Raw genomic sequence first — 24,409 nt, forward strand, 5'->3', positions numbered from 1 at the left:
ATGAGGAAGAGAACAAGACTACTTGCAGGACTTGTAGCAGCAGTACTTGCAGTCACGACCATTACCGGCTGCGGAGGCGCTGAAACAAGAAAGAACACAGGCTCAGGAGAGAGTTCAGCAGATGCAAAGGTATTCAATTACAGCGTGAACAGCGTAATCGTAGGACTGAACCCGATCATGGACAGTACAGCTCCGGATAACGAAGCACACAATCTGATCTGTGAGCCGCTGGTGAGAAAGGCAGCAGCAGAGAATAATACGATGGAATGTATTCCGGCAGCGGCGGAGTCATGGGACGTCAGTGAAGATGGAAAGACCTATACCTTCCACCTGCGCGAGGGAATGAAGTGGAATGACGGAGAGCCGTTTACAGCAAAGGATTTTGAATATACATTGAAGCTGATGGCAAATCCGGATACTGCGGCAGTAAATGCATGGTTGTTCGACGGTGTGATCGAGAACTTCGGTGAGGCTCTTTATCAAAATGGTAAGACACCGGATGAGATCGGTGTAAGCGCGCCGGATGATACGACTCTGGAAATCCGTCTGACGCACCCGGCTTCTTATCTTCTGGAGCTTCTTGGAAGCCTTTTCCCGGTTCGCCAGGATAAGTATGAAGAGTGGGGACAGGAATATGGTTCTTCCGCAGATAAGATTATTTGCAGTGGTCCGTTTGAAGTGGAATCCTGGAGCCAGAATACGGAGTTTGTTGCAAAACGTAATGAAAATAACTGGAATGCGGCGAATGTTAAACTGGATAAGATCGTGCAGAAGGTCATTCAGGAGCCGGCAACTGCAATTCAGGCATTTATCAATGGCGAAATCGATGTGGTCTCGACCCTGGATCCGAACTGGGCCAAGACGATCGAGGAAGCCGGAATCTCCACAACGGAGACGGTTCCGGATAGCTCACCGGAATTCCTGATGTTTAATCTGGCAAATGAATATTTATCTAATGTGAAGATTCGTCAGGCTTTGTCTGCGGCTTTTGACAGAGAGGAATTCATCGATGCGACTTATAATGGACAGGCAATACCAATCTATTCTGTTATGCCGGACACCATGATGGTAGGAGAAAAGACTTATACTGAGTTGGTTGGTGGAAGAAATTATTTTGTAAAGGATCTGCAAAGTGAGAATCCTGATCCGAAGAAGCTGATGCAGGAAGGCTTAAAAGAACTTGGTAAATCAGATGATCTGTCTCAGGTAACTCTGCGTTTTGCAAGTCGTGGTACGACGGAACTTTCCAAGAAAATGGCAGAGTGGTATAAGCAGACATGGGAAGCCAATCTTGGCATTACGGTACAGATTGATATGATGGAGTGGAACGTAATGTGGGAGAAGATTGATGCCGGCGACTATGATATCGCAGTTGGCGGCTGGGGACCGTATTACAATGAGCCCAGTGCGATTCTGACCTTATTCGACCCGGAGAATGGATACTTCAATGCGGAAAAGATTGGCTGGAAAGACGAAAATGCTGCCAAATTCAAAGAATTGTGTAATACAGCAAAGGATACGGTAGATGACAAGGAGAAAGCAGAGCTGTATCTGCAGGCTGAGGAGCTTCTGGTAAAGAATGCAATTGTAGCTCCTGAATATCTGTCGCAGAGCCCGACATTCATTGCGAATACAGTAGAAGGATATATCGTGGCTACGAACGGATATGAGAACTGGGCAAATGTAACTGTGAACAAGTAGAAGGAGAGAAGATGTATATAATTCGGAACGGAACGGTCCATATTGGAGATGGATCGTTCCGGGAAAATTGTGATATTCTGATTGAAGCGGGCAAAATTAGGGCGGTCGGCCCGAATCTTGCGAGTGAAGGAGCAAAGGTTCTGGACGCAGAAGGGTGCCAGGTATTTCCCGGATTTATCGATCCGCTATCCTGTGTGGGGGCAATGGGAATGCCTTCCAGGCATTTGGACAATGATGAGCATTCGGAGCCGGTCACACCGGAGATGAATCTGCGGTATAGTCTCGACCCGGACGAGGTCAACAATCAGGAATTCTATAAAAGTGGTATTACTACGATCGGCCTTGCCAGCACGAATAATAATCTGATGGGCGGGCAGATCGCAGTCTGTAAGACGGCACCTCAGAAGATGGAGAAGCGTCTGGTGAAGGAGCATGCAGGTCTTAAATGCAGCGTGACCGGAAGCGTAAAGGAGACCTTTGGTTCGGCCAAGTGTCTGCCGATGACGAAGATGGGAATCTTTTATCTGTTTCAGGAGACGCTCCGCCAGGCGAGAGATTGTGAGAAAGAGAAGCGGACTACGAAACAGAACGTAATCTGTGAGGTGTTTGACGAACAGTCCATGCAGGTATTCTGCGCCGCAGCGACCAAGAATGAGATAGACGGTCTATTACATATGATGCGTGACGAGAAGGTGCAGCTTAATATTGTGGACGGGTACTGTTTTGCAGATTCGCTTAAAGAGATTAAGGAAAAGAAGGTTGGCCTGATTCTGGGAAATGTGAATAATATGTCTCAGATTGCAAAACATCACATGGATTTGCCGAAGCTAAAAGAATTGGCGGAGAATGGAAACCGGATTGCATTTACCACGTCCTGCGGCGGATATTCTGAAGGACGTGAAGTGTTCCTTTGGACGGCAATCGAGGCGTACCGGGCAGGTGTTCCTGCGGAAGAGGTCGTGAAGATGATGTGTAAATACCCGGCGGAAATGCTGGGAATTGCTGACAGAGTCGGAACCCTTGAAGTCGGAAAGGACGCAGATATTTCCGTATTTACCGGACACCCGGTGACAAGCTATGCGGCAAAGGTGGTTCATAGTGTAGTGAATGGCGAGGTGATTTTCTAATGGGCAGGAAATTGATCAAAGGTGGAATCCTTTATACTATGGAAGATGAAAAAGAGGCATTTCAGGGAGACGTGCTGATTGAGAACGGAAAGATTTTCGCTGCCGGGGAACATCTTGAGGCAGAGGATTGTGAGATTATTGATGCTTCCGGCCTGTATGTGATGCCGGGACTCATTGATGCGCATTCTCATATCGGCCTGTTTGATTTCAATGCGGATAAAAGTGTAGATGATGCCAATGAGATGACTGATCCGGTATCGTCGGCGATGGACGCCCGGTATAGTATCAATCCCAAGGCAAGAGAATTGAAAGTCGCCTATGAGCACGGAATTACTTCTATGCTTTTTACACCGGGAAGCGGAGATGTGTTCTGCGGACAGCCGTTCGTGGCAAAAACGTATGGAGACAATATTTTTGATATGACGGTGAAGGCTCCGGCAGCGGTCAAGATTGCTCTTGGGGGGAATCCGAAGAATACGTTCGGGGATATGAACAGATGCCCGATGACCAGAATGGGCGTTGCCCATGTCCTGTGGGAGAACTTCCGAAAGGCTAAGGAGTATCTTGAGAAGAAAGAAAACGGCAAGAAACCGCCGTATGATGCGGCTATGGAGGCTATTATTCCTGCACTTTCAGGTGAGATTCCCTGTAAGATACATTGCACACAATATGATATGCTTACGGCGATTGAAGTGGCGAAGGCATTCGGTGTGCGGTTTTCACTGGAGCATGCGTGGGGCGCGACCGATTATCTGGACGAGATCGTAGCGAGTGGATGTGATATCTGTTATGGCCCGATCGCAACGTACAGAGCCCCGGGAGAACGACGAAAGATTGATGTAGAGGCGGTCAAACTCTTAGATGAGAGAGGTGTGAACGTAGCATTGATTACGGATTCGCCGATTTTAAGTGAAGAATCCCTGTATCACCATATGGGAGAGGCAGTCCGGGAAGGAGCGCCCTGGGAGAGAGTGCTCCGCATGGTAACTATCAATCCCGCGCGGCAGCTTGGGCTGGAAGAAAGACTGGGGTGCTTAAGCGAAGGAAGAGATGCAGATGTGATCTTGGTCAAAGGGAGGCTGGGACTGGATACCGATGCCAAGGTGATGATGACGTTGGTGAACGGCGAAGTCGTATATCAGGCGTTGGGATAATGGAAAGACGGAAGCATTAGAGGAGAGAGGGGAAGATGCTGCAATGGACCTTGGGAGAAAGGGCAGCATCTTCTCTTTATTGCAATGCATACCTAAGTGAACGTCCAGACGTTCTTCTTGGTGCCGGAGGAGGCTTTTCTCATAAAAAGGCGGGAAATCAGGGCGCTTATGCATTCGTACAGTGCTGAAGAAACAGAGACAATAGGTTCCGCATCGGAATGGAAGTTTCAAACATGGCTTCGGGGTGCCATTGGACACCGAGTGCAAAAGGGTGGTTGGCAATCTCAATGGCCTCGATGGTGCCATCGAGGGCGCGGGCGCTGATTGTCACTTTCGCGCCGTGAATGTGAATGCTCTGGTGGTGGAAGCTATTGACGGCGATGGAATCTCCGATTACCTGATGGAGAATGCTGTCCGGGGTGATGATAATCCTGTGGCTTACATCGCTTCTTCGGCGGGATTTCTGCATATGACGATGGGATCTGCCTGGCTGTAGGGAAAGATCTTGATAAATGGTTCCACCGCAGGCGGCGTTCATAACTTGCATACCGCGGCAGATGCCAAGGAGTGGTTTCCCAGTCTTAAGTACAGCTTTGGCAAACTCAATCTGGAAGATGTCCAGTGCAAGGTTGGTTTCGCCGATATCGCAAAGGGGCGTTTCCTGAAAAAGAAGAGGCGTAAAATCACCTCCGCCGGGCAGGAGAAACCCTTGACATAGTGTAAGATATGAGGAAAAATGATGGGACATTTCAGTGGCTAAGCCGGCAGATCTCGCCACAATTTCCTCAGGAGGGTCAATGTGGCGCCAGCTTGCAGACAGAGTGCAACACTCTGATTTCCCGAGAGAATAGTCGGTGTAGAGAGTGGTGCCAGCATCAGGAAATACCGGTATGATGACGGGGATACCGCCGGATAGAATGATTGCCCGGATATAGGAGTCCGTGACGAACTGTCCGTCATTTTCAGTAAAGCCACAGGATAAAATACCAATGATTGGTTTCATAGGAGATTTCACTTTCTTTAAAGGGGGATTATTTTATTTTATGTTGTCATGCATATCTGAGTGAACACTCAGTGGGGTATCCCGGTTGCCATGCGCACCTGAGTGACCGTCCGGTGGAGGTTCATCTGGTTGCCAAACATCTATTGAGAAAAGTGTTGGGAAAAGATTTCTATATATCATATTTCTAGATCGTGAATTGAAAAAGTAAATTCGGTATGTAAGACTTAATTCTACATCTATGAAAAAAGGCATTAAGGTCCTCATAAAAGTTGCAGAATGGTCTGTTTTTGAATAACTGTTACGGTCTGGACCGCATATTTCTACCTTTTCTATGTATTCCTTTAGTTTTTCAATATACTCCTGCAGTTTTTCGTAATGACGCTGCTGTATGGATTTACGGTGCCCTTTTCCATAAACAAAAGTATCCGTATCTATTTCAAAAGCCTCTGCATATCTGGCTAAGATATCTTTTAACCCTTCCGGCGAATATTCCACATTTGTCTGTATCTTCAATCCGCTCCAGGCCAGTGCTTCATTCATTTCATCCAACAGGGCTGTGATCTTCCCAAATAGCCTGTATCTGGATTTTTCAGTTGTCTTTTTCCATACCCAGCTGTATCTATTGGCATTTGCTTCAAACTTTGAGCCATCAATGTAGATATGGCTTAGATCTACATGTTCTTCCTCAAATATTTTCCGGTTGATCTCGTTGAAAATATCTTCAATGGAATCCGCAAAACCTCATTGATAAAATATCCAAAGGTACGATAGGAAGGTTTTTCATTATCCATGAGATACATAAATCTGATATTTACGCTGCAGTTGTCTTCCAGTTCCCTTAGCGACATATAGCCCTGGGTCATAAATCCGAAAAGCACCGTTTTTAACATGTTGACAGGATTATATCTGATGCGTCCGGTCTCATGCCCCGGCAGTTTTTTCAGATACTTAGCTAAATCAATTCCCTCCATGAATTTGTCGAATGTCAAAACGGGATCACGAATATCGAGAAAATCTGAAATAAATATTGGCAAAATGCCTTGTTTGGGTTTAAAATAAATTGTGGTTTTATTTTTCATCGTAGTTAAACTTTACCACAAAAAGAGGATTCTCAAATCACAAATGTGAATTGAAAATCCTCTTTTTTATTCAGACTGTTTTTTCACAGCCCCTATCCAAACTATCTCTATATTTTTTTACTCTCCTACCGATGCGAAGCAACTTCTAAATCTCTCTCGTATACTTCGCCAGCCATTCCTTCTCTTCTTCATTCAGATGCGGAGCCACTTTCTCATAAACCGTCTTATGATACTCATTCAGCATCTTTTTCTCCTCCGCTGACATATAGTCCGGATTAATCGCATCTAAATCGAACGGAATATACGTGATCGGTTCAAAATACATGAACTGGCCGTATTCATTCTTCTCTCCCTTGCGCACCAGAAGCTCGTTCTCCAGACGCACGCCGTGAGAACCTTCGATGTAAACGCCCGGCTCGTCTGTGATGATCATGCCTTCCTCAAATTTCTGAATCTCGCCTGAACGGAAGGTCCAGCGGAATCCAGCCGGTCCTTCATGGATATTCAGCAGATATCCCACGCCATGTCCGGTGCCATGGTTAAAGTTCATATTCCTGTCCCAGAACGGTTTTCTCGCCATCATATCCAGCGTCATTCCGGTACAGCCATACATGAATTTGGCGTTTGCCAGCATCAGGTTGCTGACAGCGACCAGTGTAAAATGCTCCTTCATGATTTCCGGAATCTCTCCGAACGCGTAGGTCCTGGTGATATCCGTAGAACCTTCATAGAAGCCTGCTCCGGTATCCGTCATGAGCATCGCACCCTCCGTAAGCTCCACATTCGTCTCCGGTGTAGAACTGTAATGCACGATCGCACCATGCTCGCCAAAGGAACTGATCGGATCAAAGCTGGGGCGGATAAAATTGCCCATCTCTGCCCGGAACTCGTCCAGCTTATCCGATGCGCTCATCTCCGTGATATGGATTTTTCCAACATTCTCCTTCAGCCATTTCATGAAACGCACGTGCGCCACGCTGTCCTTAATCTGCGCTTTGCGGATATTTTCAATCTCGACCGGATTCTTGATCGCCTTGAATAAAATCTCCGGGTTTGGCTTCTCTACTTTTGCCACCTCTGCCGGAATATTTGTGTAAAGCGCATAATTCAGCTTGGACGGGTCAATCAGCAGAACATCCTCTTTGCCCACCTTTTTAATATCCTCATAAATATCATTGTAGGGGTGAAGAATCACGCCGTCTTTTGCCAGATCTGCGCGAATCTGGTCGCTTAATTTTGTCTCATCAATGTATAAATCCATCTGGTCCATCGTGATGACTGCATAAGACAGGACCAGCGGGAAGAATTCGATATCATTTCCACGGATATTAAGTGTCCAGCAGATATCGTCGAGCGTGGTAAGTACATGCGCTGTCGCCCCATTCTTTTTCATCTCTTCGCGGATACGGCCGAGCTTGTCACTTACAGACTCGCCGGCATACTTCATCTCCAGTGCAAATATCGGTTCTTTCGAGAGTGCGGGACGATCCGCCCAAACGGCGTCGATCAAATCATATTCGTAACAGATCTTTCCTCCTTTATCGGCCATGATCTTCTCATAGCTCTGTCCCTCGCCCATGGAAATCACGCGCCCGTCAAATCCCAGCACGCTGCCTTCCGGTACAGCCTGTTCCAGATATTCCATGATCGTCGGAACTCCCGGCTCGCCCATCTTCATAAGCTCTACCGTGCTTCCCTCCAGCTGCGCCGCTGCCTGAATGAAATATCTTCCGTCCGTCCAAAGGCGCGCCTCCTCCTTCGTAATGACAGCCGTTCCTGCCGATCCGGTAAATCCGGTGATAAATTGTCTTGCTTTGAAATGTTCCCCAACATACTCACTCTGGTGAAAATCCGCAGTTGGAACGATATAGAAATCGACTCCCTTTTCTGCCATCTGCTCACGCAATTTTGTAAGTCTCTCAGGTATACTCATAGTAATAAGCCTCCTCATCTGTTTCATACTAAACACTATTCTGATTATAGCACGCTGTTGTCAAAATGGGAACCCAAAACAGCAACCTCTTTTCCCATCTTTTCTCATGATATAGAAATAAAGAATACTTTTATTGTGCATGTGATAGCACTAGGAATGAACGAGGTTTTGTGTTATCATAATGTCGAATGTTATGAATCTGTCAACAGATTGGAGATAGATTGAGAGCAGGGAGGCCAGAGTATGCTGCAGATTTATGAACTTCTTGAGATTCCGCTGTTTCAGAATTTTCGCCTGGCGGCGGGAAAGCAGGGGCTGACCCGGGCAATTACTAATACTACGATATTGGAATATGAGACCTTTATCGATGGATTTCATGTCTTTAAGGCGGGAGATTTTATTTTGACTTCGCTTTTCTTCGCAAAGGATGATCCGAAGCTGATCCGCAGATCATTCGAGGGCCTGCTGGCGCGGGAGGTGGCGGGGATCGCGGTGAAGACCAGCTTTTATGATACCCTGCCTCAGGAAGCCCTGGATTATGCGGACAGTAAAAACCTGCCGGTATTTTTGTTTGATGATACCTATATGGAAGATATTATTGTGGGCATAGATGAAGTGATTAAGAAAAAAGAGGCGTACCTTAAGGACGAAAGAATCCTTCAAAAGTTTTTGCAGCCTCATTCTGCCGTTGATGTGGTAAAATTTGCCGGGAAATTCTGCAATTTTTTGTATGGACAGTACGTGATTGCATGTCTGACTCCGGTAGTAGAAATGGATATGAACAGGATTTTTAATTACATTTCATATCATCAAAAGGCATTGGGAAGCGGAGAAAATATCACATTTGTCAAATATCGCAGTCAGATGCTTGTTATCTACAATTTTCAGACCGGACTTAAGCCGGATCTGAGACAGAAGCTGGAGGGACAGCTAAGGGAATTAGGGCTTAGACTTCAGGATTTTTATTGTGGAATCGGGGAAGTGCATACGGAACTGATGTATTTTGATATTGCGCTGGAACAGGCGATTACGGCGAATTACATCTGCCGTTTTAAAAAAGAAAAATTTTTGACTTATTCCGAGATTGGAATTTATCAATACATTTTTCCGCTGCTTAAGAACAAGTCGCTGGTGCGGGAATATGAAAAAACGGTTCATATTTTAAAGGAATATGATGAGAGATATGGTTCTGACCTTTTGGGGACGCTGCAGGTCTATGTGAAGAATAACGGCAAAATCGCGGCGACAGCGAAGGAGCTTTTTCAGCATGCGAATACGGTGCGCTATCGCCTGCAAAAGGCAGAGGAATTGATTCACGCTGAGAATTTCTACGAGTATATTTTTCTGGTGATGCATCTTTATGAACTGAAACAGATTGAAGGATTGTATGAAAATACATAAATTTTCGAATAACTTTTGTAGAAAAGACAATGAAACTGTCTTTTTGCCTTGCTATAATAAAGTTAAAGCAAAGAAAAGGAGACGATTTCATGAAAACATCTGAGAAAATTATTGAAAAAACTGAAAAATATGGTGCACACAACTATCATTCTAAGGAAGTAGTATTTGAGTATGCGACTGGGGCTAGAGTAACGGACCCGGAAGGCAGGAAATATTTTGATATGCTCAGTGCTTATTCAGCATTGAATTTCGGACATCTGCACCCGGAGATCGTGGCGGCAGCGAAGGAGCAGCTTGATAAGGTGACTTTAACTTCCCGCGCGTTCCATAATGAATTGCTGTGTGATTTTTATGAATCTTTGTGTAAATTGACCGGAAAGAATATGGTACTTCCGATGAACACCGGAGCAGAAGCCGTGGAGACATCTCTGAAAACGGCACGTCGCTGGGGCGCTTTTGTAAAAGGAGTAGAGGACGGAAAACAGGAGATTATCGTTTGCAATAATAATTTCCACGGACGGACGATCACGGTTATTTCCATGAGCTCCGATCCCTCCTGCCGGAAAGGTTTCGGACCGTTTACGCCGGGATTTGTGAATATTGATTATGGCAATATTGAACAGTTGAAAGCCGCGATCACGCCGAATACGGTGGCATTTTTGGTAGAGCCGATTCAGGGAGAAGCGGGAATTATTCTCCCGCCGGAAGGATTTTTAAAAGAAGCCAGCGAGGTCTGCAAGGAGAATAACGTGCTGTTCATTGCAGATGAGGTACAGACTGGATTTGCGAGAACCGGAAAGATGTTTGCCTGTGAATGGGAAGGCGTGGAGCCGGATATCTATGTGCTGGGAAAGGCTCTGGGTGGCGGTGTGATGCCGGTATCCGCAGTGGTGGCTGACAGCAGTATTCTCGGGGTCTATGAGCCGGGCTCTCATGGTTCAACGTTTGGCGGAAACCCGCTGGCTTGTGCAGTTTCCATTAAGGCAATGGAGATTCTGGTGCGCGATGAATACCCGAAGATGGCACAGGAAAAGGGCACCTATTTTATGAATAAATTAAAGGAACTGAAGAATCCGGATATCCTGGAGATTCGCGGCAGAGGCCTGCTGATCGGGGTGGAATTCAAGGTTCCGGCAGCGCCTTATGTGAAAGCGTTGATTGCCAACGGGGTGCTTGCAAAAGAGACACATGAGAAGACGATTCGTTTTGCGCCGCCGATCACGATTTCTTATGAGGAGATCGATCAGGCGATGGAGGGAATCAGAAAAGCAATAGGATAGAGGAGGAACTGTAGATGAGTGGATACGGGTTTCTGATGGACTTAAGAACGTGCATCGGCTGCCACTCCTGCCAGGCTGCGTGTGCTGAGGAGAAGGCTCTGGCAAACGGGGAATGGTTCAGAAGGGTACTGCATTTGGAACCGGAGGACCAGAAACAGTACGTGGGGGCATTTTCAATGGGCTGTAATCATTGTGAAGATCCGGTGTGTGTGAAGGCCTGCCAGAATGGCGCCATGGTAAGGGACGAGGAAAAAGGGGTCGTGCTGCACGACGGAAAGAAGTGTATTGGCTGCGGGGCCTGCACCTGGGCCTGCCCTTATGGAGCCGTATCCATTTCAGAAGAGACAGGAAAAGCACATAAATGTGATAGCTGCATAGAGCGCAGGCAGGCGGGATTTCCCCCTGCCTGCGTAGCAGCGTGTCCGGTTGGAAGCCTGAAATTCGGGAAGCTCAGTGAATTTGAAGAGGAAGGGGCGGCCCCCCTTTCCCTGGATTTTCTGCCCGAGGAAGATGTGACGAGACCTTCTGTCAGAATCATAAGGAGGGCATTGTGATGAGAAAAGCGGATTATCTGATTCTTGGGAATGGAATTGCCGGCCTCAGTGCTGCCGGGGCGGTTCGGGGTGAGGACAAGGACGCCCGGATTCTGATTGTGACACGGGAAAAATGGCCGACTTACGTGCGCCCGCTGCTTTCCAAGGCGGGCCTGAAGCTGGCGGATTTTGACGTGCTTCATATGGTAGATGAGGCGTGGCACAAAGAAAACCGGATCGAGTTGGTTAGAAACATGACGGCAGAGGAAATCGATGTTAAGAATCATGTGATCCGGTGTGCGACGGACAAAATAGAATATGGAAAATGTATTTATGCTTTGGGAGGAGACGCGTGGCTGCCGCCGGTAAAAGGACGGAACTTTCCGGGCATTTTTGTGCTTCGAAATATAGAAGATATGCAGGCAATCAAAAGATGGGCGCTGCGGGCTGGGAGAGTGGTCGTGATCGGCGGCGGTGTGATCGGTATGGAAATCGGCGAGGCGCTGTACCGCCATAAAATGCAGGTGACCGTGCTGGAGAATCAACCGCGAATCCTGCCGCGGGTGCTGGATGAGGAGACGGCAGAGGAGTACGTTATGCGGCTCAACCAGGTTTGCAAAGGGACGCAGGGGAATCTTATGGTGCGGACGAATGTGAATGTGGCTGAGATTTTGGGAGAAGATTGTGTGACGGGCGTTAGACTGGCAGATGGCGAGGTGCTGGACTGTGATATGGTTATTTTTTCCTGTGGGATTCGTTCCTGCACGGAGCTGGCAAGCCGGGCGGGGATCGAGGTAGAGAGGGCGGTCGTCGTAGACGAATACATGAGAACCAGTGCGGAGGATATTTACGCCTGTGGAGATTGTGCACAGTTCCGGGGAAATTGTGCGGCTTTGTGGAAGCCTGCCATGGAGCAGGGGAGGATCGCCGGTCTTGCGGCCTGCGGAGTTTATGAGAAATACAGACCGCAGAAGTTTCCGGTACTCTGTAATTCGTCGCTGGTGTCTTTATTTGCAGTGGGAGATCTGGCCATTTTTGGTGAGGAAGGATACCGGATCGAGGTGTCGGATAACAGGAAGGATTCCGGCGCGGCGATGAGTAATGGGGAGGAAGGCTGCGTGGCAGGACGGGTGCGAAAAGAAATGGAGAAGATAGCGGTAATGCCGCGGGAAACGGGCACCTATAAGAGGCTGGTTTATCGGGGGGATCGTCTTGTGGGAGCGGCGCTGGTCGGGAACTTATCGGAGATGCAGGCGCTGAGAGAAAAAATGGCAGATGAGGAGGGCTCTTATGAATAAGCAGCATTTTGCGGGGGAATATGTGAGATGGCATGTTCTGACGGAAGTTTTTTCCGGGTATGAGAACTGGCAGAATATTATGAGTCTTCTTGGAGCAGGGATCGAACTGGAAGAACAGGACTATGAGGACTATTTTTATGGGACGAATGCGGCGATTTACGTTCCCCTGTGGGCGTCGGTCTGCCAGGGCAGGGAGCCGGTTCTGATGAATAGAGAGACGTTGGAAGTGATACGTTTTTACAAGCGTTTAGGATATCGGACGGTGGATATTGAGAGCAATCCACCGGATTATATTGGGCAGCAGTGCAGGTTCATGGAATATCTGTCCGTATTGATTTTAAAAGGAGATAAGGAGCTGGAAGCGGAGTATGAGCGGTTTCTCGTCCGTTTTGTGGAGAACACCTTTTATGAGATCGAGAAGGCGGTAAATGAGGGAAATCCTCCGGAAGGGATTCAGTGGATCTGTGAGCTTTTGCGCGAGGCGGTGTGTAGGGAGAGCTGGAGCGGCGCCGATGTAAAATGGGAGAAGTTTGACAGTTATGCATGGACGCGGGGGGAAGCAGAAGAATTAGAGGCACCTTACGAGACGCCGCAGGCGAGCTTTTACGACTGCGGAAGAAAGTGTAAGATGAAGGCGGTGGTCCAGGAAGGGTGTGTGCTGTCGATCGGACCGGATCTGGAATATGGCAAGAAGGAATTCGTGGGCTGTATCAGAGGGTATCAGTACCGGCAGACCTTTCTGACGCCGCACCGTCTCCGCTATCCGATGATACGGCGGGGGAAGAGAGGGGAAGGACTCTTTAAGCGGATTACCTGGGAAGAAGCGTCGGATATTGTGGCTGCGAAGATCCGGCAGACGATGGAGGAGTACGGCCCGCAGTCCCGCTATGTCATGCCCGCCTCGGGTGTGTGCGGAGCTATCCGCGGAGACAGATTTGCAAAGGAGCTTCTTGTCCTTACGGGAGGCTTTCTGGATTACTATAATTATTACAGCGCGGCGTGTGCGGAGCATATCCTCCCTTATATTTACGGGACGGAGGCGTGTGGAAGCGCGGAGGAGGAGATGCTTAAATCACGCCTTTTGATCCTGTGGGGAAATAATCCGGCTGACACCATCTGGGGGCCTGATTTTTTGAAAAATATGGCGGAGGCGAAAAGGAGAGGAGTCCGGATTATTGTGATCGATCCGCGGCAAAGCGATACGGCAGTCCAGTATGCGGATCAGTGGATCGGAATCCAGCCGTCCACAGACGGGGCGCTTGCGGATGCTTTGGCGTATGAGATCTGGAGCCGGGGGCTGCAGGATCAGGAATTTATGGACCGGTTCTGCATTGGATTCGATGAGGAACATATGCCGGAGAATGTGCCGAAGGAGGAAAATTACAGGGCGTATCTGTTTGGAGAGAAAGACGGGATCGTGAAGGACGCCGTATGGGGCGAGAACATAACAGGTGTCTCGGCAGAGGTAATCGTAAAACTGGCAACTGAACTGGCCGGGACAAAGCCGGCCTGGATCCTGCCGGGGCTTGGACCGCAGCGTACACTGAACGGAGAGCAGACCTGCCGGAGCTTTATTATGCTTGCCTGCCTGACCGGAAATGTGGGAATCCCGGGAGGCGGAAGCGGAGGTTTCCTGATGAGAAAAGGGGAGAGTGCGCCGGAATACACGTACCGCACGAATCCGTATCCGGGGAAAATTCCTTCTTTTCTGTGGGTGAAGGCGGTAGACCGATGGAACGAATTTACCGAGGGGGACGGACTTACCGGGACAGACAGGCTGGATACGGGAGTGAAGCTGCTGTTTAACCTGGCGAGTGGCCTTTTGATCAATCAGCACTCCAATATCAACGACACGATCCGGGTGTTAGGCGAAGAAGACCGGTTGGAAACGGTCGTGGTCTCAGAGCTTTTCATGACGCCGGGAGCCCGTTATGCGGATCTGCTGCTTCCGGGCGCGTCATTTCTGGAAACGGAGAATATAGTGCTGCCGTGGCTCCCAGCGGACTATTTTCTGTATAATACGGCGGCAATCACTCCGCTGTTTGAAGGAAGATTTGAATATGAGTGGCTGAGGGAAGCGGCGGCGAAGCTGGGAGTAGAGAAAGAATTTTCACAGGGCAGGACGGCCGCAGGGTGGCTTAAAGCCCTTTATGAGAAGAACCAAAGTGCCAACGAGGAAGCTCATTTACCGGATTATGAAGCGTTTAAAAAGGAAGGCTGTTACGTTTACCGGAGCCTGGAGGAGAAGACGGCATTTGGAGAACAGATTGAAAAAGGAGTTCCCTTCCAGACTCCTTCCGGGAAGATTGAGATATTTTCCAAACGTTTGTATGAGAGAGGGCAAAGAGAACTGCCCGGTATTCCCTGTTATACGCCTTGCGAGGAGGGGGCTGAGGATCCTTTGCGAGAAAGGTTTCCGCTGCAGCTTATCGGGTATCATACGAAAAGGCGCTGTCATTCTACGAATGACCATAACCGGAATCTGGACCGGATTGATAAGCCGCATTTGTGGATTCACCCGGAAGATGCGAGTAAGAGAGGGCTGGAAAATGGAGCATTGGCCGAAATCTATAATGACAGAGGCCGGGTGAGGGTTCCTGTTAAAGTGACGGAGCGTATCGTAAGGGGAGTGGTTGCGCTCAGCGAAGGCGGCTGGTACACACCGGATGAGAACGGAGTGGATGTGCGGGGAAGCATCAATGTGCTGACGATGACCCACAGAGCGACTCCACTTGCCAAAGCGAATCCGCAGCATACAAATCTGGTAGAAGTGAAGCGGTGCGAGGAATATGTGTAAATATGTACAGACTACCGTTTCAGGCTATCATGTAGGGGCAAGATGACGTAAGGAATGATATTTATATGGGATACATTTTGATAAAGAAAACAGGAAAGGCTAAGAGAATGGGAAGAAAAGAAGAAATTATAGAATTAACAAAAGAACTTATGGAAATTCCCAGCATTTCAGATTCTGACAGTGAATTGCTGGCTTCAGATTTTATTGTTAAGTGGTTCCAAAGCCTCCCCTTTTTTCGGGAATTTCCGCAATATGCCGGTTCTTATCAAATTCCGGGGGATTATCGGAATCGGGATGTAGCATATGCCTATGTTCCCGGAACGAGCAAAAAAACTTTGGTTTTGATGGGACATTTTGATGTGGTTTCTGTGGCGGATTTCGGTGAGGGTCAAGAGGTGGCATTTTCTGCGGATAAGGTTATCGGATATCTGGAAAAATGCGAGTTAGATGAGGATGCGCGGGCCGATCTGGAAAGCGGAGAGTGGATGTTTGGGCGAGGCTGCGGGGATATGAAGGGCGGTCTTGCGGCAGCGATGATATTTGTAAAGGAATATACAGAATGTGCGAAGAGACCGGGAAGTCTTCTTTTGGTGGCTGTGCCGGATGAAGAATCCTATTCTGCCGGCATGCGGGGAGCCGGCGGACTCATGAAGGAACTGAAGGAGAAATATGACCTGGATTATGAACTTCTGATCGATCCGGAACCGAATGCACGGCAAGGCAGCAGACATATTGTCCCGGTGGGATCGGCGGGGAAATGTATGCCGGTGCTTCTGGCGCAGGGAGCAGTTTCCCATGTCAGTAAATGTTTTGAGGGGCTGAATCCCATGGGAATTATGGGCGAAATATTTAATCGGACAGAGCTTTCGCTGGAGTTTTCAGATATCAGTGACGGAGAGATTACCTGCCCTCCTACCTGGCTGTGGCTGAAGGATATGAAGGAGGAATATGACGTATCCGTTCCGCACCGGGTCAGCGGATATATTAGTATGATAAGCTATGAATCGACGCCGGAGGACGTTCTCGATAAGCTCATTCCTATTTGCAATGAGGCGTTTGAAGCCTACGTGGAGAAAATGAAGAATATTTATCAGAGATATCAAAAACTGTGCAAATATCCTTCTGATTATCAGATAGCCTGGGAACCGAAGGTCATGACTTTGGCAGAGCTATGTGCTTACCTGAAGGAAGAGAAAGGGGAAGGATATAGAAGGTTTTACGAAGATCTGTATACAGAAACAGCGGCTAAGATTCAAAGTGGTACTTTGAATTACCCGCAGGCGACGATTTACATGATGGACAGTCTGCTTACATTTTCGGGAATCACAAAGCCACTGGTACTTTTAGGCTTCACTCCGCCGTATTATCCGGCAGTGCGAAGCGATCATGTAAAAGGAAAAGAAAAAACCGCGGACAGGTGTTTGACGGCGGCGGGAAAGAAGATGGAAGAAAAATACGGGGTTTCCTATGTGAAGGAGAACTATACGCTGGGTCTGTCTGATCTTAGCTATTGTAGTATTGACAAAGAGTTTGATTATGTGAAATATTCCCGGAATACGCCGTTGTGGGGAGATTTGTACAGTATTGATTTTGATGTGATTAGCCGGATTGATGTGCCGTCGATACTGGCAGGGCCATGGAGCAAAGATTTGCACAAAAAAACGGAGCGGGTACATATAAAGAGTCTTTCGGAAGAGTATCCGGAGTTTTTGGCGGCAGTCAGCGAAGAAGTGTGGAAAAATAGTTGAGACAGAGGTAGACAATATAAGAATCCTACCGTACAATGAAATTAGTTTCATTTACAGGAGAGGATTATGCTATGGAGAGACTAAAGAAATTATTTGCACCGGTGGATATGACGGTGGGAAGGCCCTGGGAGAACATTCTTTTATTTACGATTCCTATGTTGATCGGTAATATCGCACAGCAGCTTTATAACACGGTGGACAGTGTGGTGGTCGGGAACTATGTCGGGGATAATGCGCTGGCGGCAGTGGGGAGTGCCGGGCCTATTCTGAATCTTCTGATCGTGTTGTTCGTCGGAATCAGTGTGGGAGCCAGTATCATGGTTTCGCAGTATTTTGGCGCGAGGAACCGGGAGGATTTGTCAAGGACGATTGGAAATTGTATCACGCTTACGGCAGTGGCGTCGCTGTTTGTGATGGTGGTGGCGACCCTGGCAGCGCGCCCGCTGCTCGTTATGCTCCGGACGCCGGATAGTATTCTGGATTGGTGTACGTCCTACCTGCGGATTCTGTTTATCGGAGTCGCCGGAATGGCGTATTACAATATCCTGGGCGGGGTGCTTAGAGGGCTTGGAGATTCCGTGTCGGCACTTTTGTATCTGATCGTGGCCAGCGTGATGAATATTATACTGGACTTGGTCTTTGTGATTAATTTTGATATGGGAGTTGCGGGAGTTGCTCTTGCGACGGCAATCGCGCAGGGCTGTTCAGCGATGCTGTGTCTTCTGAAGCTACTTAGGATGAAGGACGCGTTTGATCTGAATTGGTCCTATCTGAGGATGACGAAGCATCATTCCATGAATATCATTCGCCTGGGGGTGCCTTCCGGGGTGACGCAGGCAATTCTTTCTATGGCGATGCTGGTGGTACAGTCCCTTACGAACAGCTTTGGGGAACAGTTCATTGCGGCGAACGTGATCGTGATGCGTGTGGACGGTTTTGCGATGCTTCCGAACTTCTCATTTGGAACGGCGATGACGACTTACGCCGGGCAGAATGTGGGAGCGGGACAATTGGATCGTGTGAAGCAGGGGGCTAAGCAGGGGACCTGTATGGCGCTTGGGACTTCCGTGTTTATCACGATGCTGATTCTGATATTTGGAAAACATTTGATGGGGATTTTTACAAATACGCAGGAACTGGTAGAACTGAGTATGAATATGATGAGAATCCTTGCGTTTGGATACCTTGCCATGGCAGTGACGCAGAGTCTTTCCGGCGTCATGCGCGGAGCGGGAGATACGATGACCCCGATGTGGATCTCCCTGTTTACGACGATCGTGCTCCGGGTACCGGTCGCTTATGGCCTGGCGTATGTGACGAGGAGCGCGGCCTATCCGATGGGACGAAAGGAAAGCGTGTTTATCTCGCTTCTGGTGTCCTGGGTCATGGGAGCTGTGATTACTGCGATATTCTATAAGAGGGGGAAATGGATAGATAAAGGGCTGAAATAGGAAGAAGAGAAAGAGTGCTGCTGAATCGGTTATTTGAGGATTTGGCAGCACTCTTATTCGATTACCAAGTATGCCTAAGTGAAGAATCGGTGGCCATGAGGTTGCCGGACATATTTAAGCGAAGGTCCGGAGAACCTTATTTTGGTCAAAAAAATCGTGTTTACCTATCCGATCAGGAACGTTCCCATCTCCCGCTTGCCCCGCAGGGAAGTACCAGTCCGTTGGAAGAGACGGGAAGTCCGATTTCCTGGGAGTCTACGTGTCCGTTCCATTTCCTGAGCTCCGTTGCCAGCATGTAGGTCAGCACTGCCGGCGCAAGGCCGGTGGTGTAGGAGTTGATCAGGAAGAACAGCGGATCATCGGATAAGATCTTAGCGCAAAGCTTAATTAAGGGGTGGATAGCCTCTTCGATTTTCCATATCTCGCCTTTAGGTCCACGTCCATAGGACGGCGGGTCCATGATAATCGCGTCGTAGTGATTGCCACGGCGGATCTCCCGCTCTACGAATTTGACACAGTCATCTACCAGCCAGCGAATCGGGGCATCGCCAAGACCTGATGAGACGGCGTTTTCCTTGGCCCAGGTAACCATGCCCTTGGAGGCGTCCACGTGGGTGACCTGTGCACCCGCTGCGGCAGCGGCAAGGGTGGCGCCGCCGGTATAAGCAAAAAGGTTAAGTACCTTTACCGGGCGTCCGACGGATTTGATCTTTTCAGAGAACCAGTCCCAGTTGACGGCCTGCTCCGGAAAAAGGCCGGTGTGCTTGAAGTTAAAAGGTTTCAGGTTAAAGGTCAGAGTCTTATAATGAATCTGCCATTGCTGGGGGAGGTCAAAGAATTCCCATTCTCCGCCGCCTTTTTTGCTGCGGTGGTAGTGGGCGTTCGGAGACTTCCAGCCCTTTTGCGTTTTGGGAGTATCCCAGATTACCTGTGGGTCCGGGCGTATCAGAAGAAAATCGCCCCAACGCTCTAATTTTTCTCCGCTTGCGGAGTCTATTACTTCATAATCTTTCCAACCATTAGCAATCCACATGTTGTATTGTCCTTTCGTATCAGTTATTCTTTATTATTTGGCGGGAATTTCAAATGATACCTGGTTTATTTATTTCCTGAATTAGTTTGAGGACGGTATCCAGATCCAGTTCTAATTCGTCTGCGATGGTTTTCGGGGATTTGCTTTTTTGGAGTTTTTTTCTATCAATTCCCGGTGTGCGGCGTTACGTCCATCTTCCTGCCCAGCACTATACCCATCTTCATGTCCCGCTTTATATCCTTCTTCATGTTCGTAATATTTTTCTTCCCAAGCCTGCATATACTTCACTCCAATTTCTTCGCTGAGCTTGACCTTACGCACCCGCTCATGGATTCGTCGGATTCTTTCACTGCCAGAAGCGTCCGCCTCAGAAGCTGTCGTATTCTCCAGATAATGCAGAAAATCTACCAGTTCCTTTGAGACTTCGGTATCATTCGTCCCTCGCGTATTCAGAAAAATGTGGACAGCCTTATCTTCCAGAAGACATTCCGGTACTTCATGACACCTTGCTTCAAAGGTATATTGGTACTTCCCGTAGCCAAACAGATTAAAAGGTGTGATGATAATGATATACGACGTATTCAAAAGATTATAATTCGGAATACCGGGTTTCAAAAGTCCAGTATCGATAAGCGTCTGGTAGTAGCGGCTTCGTTTTGCCAGGTCAGCTTTCTTTTTGGCTTGCATTTCCGTGTTATAAATCGTATTTTATTCTTTTTCGGTTTTGATTTTATCAAGCAGAGAAATCTCTTTTCCGAAAATAATACTGAGTACGTCCTGATGCGTCTGTGGGTCGTCCATCACTTCATCGAAAAGGAAACGACTGGTCAGGTTCAGGTCTTTCAGCGGTATGATATTTTGTTTATGGTTCATGTATCCTCCTTTAGTGTATCATAGTTGTTCAGTATATTACAAATAAAATCAATCAATTATGTGGTCATAATTATATGGTCATAAATATCCCCTCCGTTCTTTTGTATTTGTTTCTGCTATGAAATAATTTGGCGATCAGCCATGAATTTGTGATCCTATTGCTATTCGAATTTCTTGTCAGTGTATCAAGCATACTCTGAAAGAAATAAAATTTCAAGATATGGAAAAGAGAAAAAGTTTTTAATATGATTTATTCAAAAAGACTGAATTGAATACAAAATTAGACAAAATAGAACAAATAAAGACAAATGAAAGTGAAATATAGAAAAAATTTCTAAATAGTGATACAATAACAACAGGTAACAGTAGGCATATACTCCTGTAAGTGAATCTTATCTTTACATAGCACGAAGAAAAGTTTTGCAGGAGGTGAGATACGAATGAGAAAACTCTATGTGCTGATGCTGCTAAGCATTAATTTGTTACCAATGTTGCTGCTTTTCCTGCTTGCCATTCTGGTGTTTACTCGCAAGAAAGGGAAAGTAAAAACAATTGATTTGGATATTTGGGGGTGTCATTTGATACTTACAATGTCCTGATATAGAAGCCGGGTAGCACCGGCTTTTATATTGTGAGGAGGAGCATAATGATAAAATGCAAATATAGTAAATACGATAGAGCAGGGAGAGAATTGACCAGCGAAATTATGCCGGTATGTGATGTGGTTAGTGAAGGGATAGAAAAGGGAGAATTTCCTTTTTTTATTGCACATGAATATAGCAGGCTTTATGACATGGTGGAAAAAAAGCAAATTGCAGGAGCCCTGTTTGAAATAAAAGACGTTTTCGAAGTTATGTTAAAATTTCCGATACTTCTTGGGCTGGCTCTTATTGTGCGGTTGAAGGAAGAAGGAAACGGAAAAACGTATGAAATCATGAGCGGGCTGGTTGTAAAAGAACTGACTCTTGGAGATTGGGAAAAGCTGGCAAAAAAGCTGAATAATATATTGTATGACATGGAGGAAACAGAAGAGACAGAAGTAATCCGTATCATCATTGAGAAAACGCTTTGTTTTTATGAAGGTTATGAAGTGGTAAGTTGGCGGAATGATATGATAGGACATGGGGCTCTTCCGTTCGAGAATGATATATCCTTCATAGAAAGATTTATCCATATTGCATATGGAATCACGGAATGCCTGGAGCAGTCATTTGAACAGTATCGTGTCATGCAGCTGTATTGCGGGAATAAGCTAATTAGGAGCCTGGAAGATATAGAACAGTCATCCGGTAATGAAGTGATGGTAGAGATGAATGGAAATACTAGAATATCAATGGGAGATTTTGTAATCAATAAGAAATATTTCTTTGATGGATTTTATTGGAGGATATTAAAATCATATTGTTTGGATTATATTGAGGGAAAAAGAGAAAAAAAGGATATTGAGCGCTTTAGAAATTTATACAAATGTACGAAAAAGGAACTGGGAAATCATAGTAGTGTTGACAACCCGGTGATACAAAGAGGTCTGGAAGAGAGTTTAAGAAGCCTTAATAGTTCAGAGAATTATTTTGAGTTTAAAAGTCTGAATAAGTGGTTTAAGAAACAAATCGGGAAAAAGAAAGGCATCTTTCTTTTGCAGATGGATCGTGGAATGGGGAAAACGGCATTTGTTGCAAATTTAGACCCTTTGCAGAGAAAGAGTAATAATACCTATTACGATTGTTGTATCCGGGTATACTATTGCAATGAGCTCTCCTATCGAAGCGCAGATGAATTTGTTGAGGCGATTAATCAGTTATTTAAACTAAATAGAGACAGGAGCCGGGAGATATCGCGAGAGAATTTCATGAGATTGAAGCCTGGAGATACTGGGAAACAGCTGGCACTTGTTTTGGGAGACATATTAAATAAAATACATCATGTGGAAAGTGATATAAGAAAACTGATATTGGTTATCGATGGACTTGATGAAATTTATCCTTCGACGGACAGCATATTCCAATATATACCGAGTGAGGAGGAACTGCCGGATAATGTTTATATCCTGCTTACCTGCCGCAACGAGGATGGCGTGCGTTTAAATGAATTTACCAAAACCAAACTTGATGATATTAAGAAAAATAAGATTAAAACAGAGGATGGTATTTTAAATATCCCGTTAAAAGATGAAAAAAATATAAATCATTTAAAGAAATATATCAAGGCCCGAATGGTGGCGGGAATAATCGATAAGAAAACGGAGTTGTGGAATGAAGGATTCCAGGAGGAAATACTTAAGGCATCAGAATATCGCTTTCTGTATGCAAAATTAGTGGTGGACTTGCTGATAGAATGCAGGAATAAAAATATAGATTACCGAATGGTATTTAATTCGGTTGATGTAATGGGTGCGTTCTTAAAGTATATCGAAAGTCAGTTCGGAACGAAACTGTTTAAAGAGGCATTCAGGATATTGCTGATTATCGCGACAGAATATGTGCCGCTTACACTTAAAGAAATTTGTTTTTTGAGTGAGGGAAGAGAAGGTGGAATTCCTGCGTATGTTTTAGCAGTGCTTAAGACCTTTGATAGTATACTTATGACGGTCAGAACACCGCGAGGGACATGTTATAAGCTTGCGAATGCTGAGTATAAGAAAAAACTTACAGAGAAATCCCAGGAGCAGATGAAAGAACTGATTGACGAGTGGAAGAGATATATCTTATGTACAAATATTGGGGAGAATGCAGGTTATGTAGATAAGAGTATATATGAGAATAGTGGAGAAATGTATCTGACGGCACACTTATATCAATATATTCAGGACTACTTTGGAAAAGTATGGGGAAGTGTAGAAGAAATCAATAGACTGTGTCAGGTGATCATGAAATATGAAAATCATCTTCCGGCTATTCAAAAAGGAGTTCGTGTACAATTATGGGATATGCAGATGACGGAATCTGTGATTATCATGCTGGAAAAGCTGAAACGTGAGGGGCATCATTACGATAAGCAGGCTTTGGCTTTGGCATATAGTAATTATGCATATCATTATGCAGATGTACAGAGAGCGGAGGCTGACAAGGAGAAAATCATCACGTATTACAATAATGCGATTAAAGAAATGGAACATAATGAAGAGATTAGTGAAGGGAAAAAGAAAATCACATTATCAAGATTTTATTCTGGAAAAGGCGTGTTTCTGAATAAATATAAAGAAAATATTGAGGAAATAGAGAAAATTTTCCTGAAAAGTTATATGCTGTGTCTGGAGGCAATGGAAGCTGGGGAGGTAACAGCCCGTTATTCCTATTTGTTGTCGGTAATAAGAGTTTTAGATATTTATGGTGTCAGAAAATTTGGAGAAGCAGTGGATTTGTTTTATAGTGCTGCAAAGAGAACTTCTGCGATAAAGAAGCAATACAGTAAAGAAAAAAAGGTGTTAATTTATAATACAGACAACCGGATTGAGTCGGGAATTCTGTTCCAGGAAGCACAGCTTTATAGAAAAATGGCGAATATCGCAGTGCGCTCAAATACGGTGGAACTAAATGCCGACGAGTTGTTCCGGTATGCGGTCACTTGTATGGAAGAACTCATAGGCTATGAGGTGAAGAGGGAGGAAGTTGACCGCGTAAACAAGGATAGATGGGTAATTATATTTGAGTATAGCAGATACTTGTATGAGAAAAATGATATAGAAGCGGCCGAAGAAGGGTTTGATCAGGCCTTAAGGCTGATAGATGACTTGGTAAAGAAGGAAAAATTAGAAATGAAAGGAAATCGATATTTAAAAGAACTCATGCAATTATGGTGCAATATGAAAGAAACTAAAGAAATGACTGAAACCACCAAAGGGCGCGTTCAAATGTACCGCAGAAGACTTTGGGAAGAGTGCTAGAAAGGTCTATCCTCAAAATAATATCCTATGATAAGTGGGCCGAAAATGTAAATATTTATTATTTTGAAAAAGGGAGATATTCCGCAACGGAAAGTATCTCCCGATATTTTCATAA

At 46.2% G+C, this 24,409-nt stretch carries 19 protein-coding genes; 12 read left to right on the forward strand and 7 right to left on the reverse strand.

Going from position 1 to position 24,409, the window contains the following annotated elements:
* From ABXS75_03990 to ABXS75_04000, 3 genes are read left to right on the forward strand one after another with little or no spacing between them, the layout of a single operon-like run.
* Nucleotides 1-1,701, forward strand: a complete 1,701-nt coding sequence (locus tag ABXS75_03990) for a peptide ABC transporter substrate-binding protein (protein ID XCP85975.1) — start codon at nt 1-3, stop codon at nt 1,699-1,701.
* Between the two features lie 11 nt (nt 1,702-1,712).
* Nucleotides 1,713-2,828, forward strand: a complete 1,116-nt coding sequence (locus tag ABXS75_03995; protein XCP85976.1) for an amidohydrolase family protein — start codon at nt 1,713-1,715, stop codon at nt 2,826-2,828.
* Nucleotides 2,828-3,982, forward strand: a complete 1,155-nt coding sequence (locus ABXS75_04000) for an amidohydrolase family protein (protein ID XCP85977.1) — start codon at nt 2,828-2,830, stop codon at nt 3,980-3,982. Before ABXS75_03995 ends, ABXS75_04000 begins: the two co-directional genes overlap by 1 nt.
* Nucleotides 3,983-4,148: 166 nt before the next feature.
* On the opposite strand, the gene ABXS75_04005 is transcribed toward ABXS75_04000, so the two are convergent.
* The 4 genes from ABXS75_04005 to ABXS75_04020 all read right to left on the reverse strand — a co-directional run bounded on the left by ABXS75_04005 (nt 4,149) and on the right by ABXS75_04020 (nt 7,997).
* On the reverse strand, nt 4,149-4,985 hold the full coding sequence (locus ABXS75_04005; GenBank protein XCP85978.1) for a gamma-glutamyl-gamma-aminobutyrate hydrolase family protein: 837 nt from the start codon (nt 4,983-4,985) through the stop codon (nt 4,149-4,151).
* A gap of 33 nt (nt 4,986-5,018) precedes the next feature.
* Nucleotides 5,019-5,534: a hypothetical protein gene (locus ABXS75_04010; GenBank protein ID XCP85979.1), complete on the reverse strand. Its 516-nt coding sequence runs from the start codon at nt 5,532-5,534 to the stop codon at nt 5,019-5,021.
* Nucleotides 5,535-5,656: 122 nt separating this feature from the next.
* Nucleotides 5,657-6,019, reverse strand: a complete 363-nt coding sequence (locus ABXS75_04015) for a transposase (protein XCP85980.1) — start codon at nt 6,017-6,019, stop codon at nt 5,657-5,659.
* A 190-nt stretch (nt 6,020-6,209) separates the two neighbouring features.
* Nucleotides 6,210-7,997, reverse strand: coding sequence for an aminopeptidase P family N-terminal domain-containing protein (locus ABXS75_04020; GenBank protein XCP85981.1), 1,788 nt, complete (start codon nt 7,995-7,997; stop codon nt 6,210-6,212).
* 243 nt (nt 7,998-8,240) lie between these two features.
* Between ABXS75_04020 and ABXS75_04025 the strand changes: the two genes are divergently transcribed.
* From ABXS75_04025 to ABXS75_04055, 7 genes are all read left to right on the forward strand, one after another.
* On the forward strand, nt 8,241-9,398 hold the full coding sequence (locus tag ABXS75_04025) for a PucR family transcriptional regulator ligand-binding domain-containing protein (protein XCP85982.1): 1,158 nt from the start codon (nt 8,241-8,243) through the stop codon (nt 9,396-9,398).
* 89 nt (nt 9,399-9,487) lie between these two features.
* Nucleotides 9,488-10,678 carry an ornithine--oxo-acid transaminase gene (gene rocD / locus ABXS75_04030; GenBank protein XCP85983.1) on the forward strand — a complete coding sequence of 397 codons (1,191 nt, stop codon included), beginning with the start codon at nt 9,488-9,490 and terminating at the stop codon, nt 10,676-10,678.
* Nucleotides 10,679-10,692: 14 nt separating this feature from the next.
* Nucleotides 10,693-11,232: a 4Fe-4S dicluster domain-containing protein gene (locus tag ABXS75_04035; GenBank protein XCP85984.1), complete on the forward strand. Its 540-nt coding sequence runs from the start codon at nt 10,693-10,695 to the stop codon at nt 11,230-11,232.
* Entirely contained in the window at nt 11,232-12,509 is a 1,278-nt protein-coding gene (locus ABXS75_04040) for an FAD-dependent oxidoreductase (protein XCP85985.1), read from the forward strand. The genes ABXS75_04035 and ABXS75_04040 overlap by 1 nt, the downstream gene beginning before the upstream one ends.
* Nucleotides 12,502-15,306, forward strand: coding sequence for a DMSO/selenate family reductase complex A subunit (locus ABXS75_04045; GenBank protein ID XCP85986.1), 2,805 nt, complete (start codon nt 12,502-12,504; stop codon nt 15,304-15,306). The genes ABXS75_04040 and ABXS75_04045 overlap by 8 nt, the downstream gene beginning before the upstream one ends.
* Nucleotides 15,307-15,371: 65 nt before the next feature.
* On the forward strand, nt 15,372-17,054 hold the full coding sequence (locus tag ABXS75_04050) for a M20/M25/M40 family metallo-hydrolase (protein ID XCP85987.1): 1,683 nt from the start codon (nt 15,372-15,374) through the stop codon (nt 17,052-17,054).
* Between the two features lie 71 nt (nt 17,055-17,125).
* Nucleotides 17,126-18,505, forward strand: coding sequence for an MATE family efflux transporter (locus ABXS75_04055; GenBank protein ID XCP85988.1), 1,380 nt, complete (start codon nt 17,126-17,128; stop codon nt 18,503-18,505).
* A gap of 172 nt (nt 18,506-18,677) precedes the next feature.
* On the opposite strand, the gene ABXS75_04060 is transcribed toward ABXS75_04055, so the two are convergent.
* The 3 genes from ABXS75_04060 to ABXS75_04070 form a co-directional block, all read right to left on the reverse strand.
* Nucleotides 18,678-19,538 carry a class I SAM-dependent methyltransferase gene (locus ABXS75_04060; protein XCP85989.1) on the reverse strand — a complete coding sequence of 287 codons (861 nt, stop codon included), beginning with the start codon at nt 19,536-19,538 and terminating at the stop codon, nt 18,678-18,680.
* A gap of 111 nt (nt 19,539-19,649) precedes the next feature.
* Nucleotides 19,650-20,225, reverse strand: coding sequence for a hypothetical protein (locus ABXS75_04065; protein XCP85990.1), 576 nt, complete (start codon nt 20,223-20,225; stop codon nt 19,650-19,652).
* 21 nt (nt 20,226-20,246) lie between these two features.
* Nucleotides 20,247-20,411, reverse strand: a complete 165-nt coding sequence (locus tag ABXS75_04070; protein XCP85991.1) for a hypothetical protein — start codon at nt 20,409-20,411, stop codon at nt 20,247-20,249.
* 440 nt (nt 20,412-20,851) lie between these two features.
* Here ABXS75_04070 and ABXS75_04075 point away from each other — a divergent pair, with 440 nt between their 5' ends.
* Nucleotides 20,852-21,010 carry a hypothetical protein gene (locus ABXS75_04075; GenBank protein ID XCP85992.1) on the forward strand — a complete coding sequence of 53 codons (159 nt, stop codon included), beginning with the start codon at nt 20,852-20,854 and terminating at the stop codon, nt 21,008-21,010.
* Nucleotides 21,011-21,057: 47 nt separating this feature from the next.
* Nucleotides 21,058-24,294, forward strand: a complete 3,237-nt coding sequence (locus ABXS75_04080) for a hypothetical protein (GenBank protein ID XCP85993.1) — start codon at nt 21,058-21,060, stop codon at nt 24,292-24,294.
* Nucleotides 24,295-24,409 lie beyond the last annotated feature (115 nt).

The organism is Roseburia hominis (assembly GCA_040702975.1).
In the GTDB taxonomy this organism is placed as follows: Bacteria; Bacillota; Clostridia; order Lachnospirales; family Lachnospiraceae; genus Allocoprococcus; species Allocoprococcus hominis_A.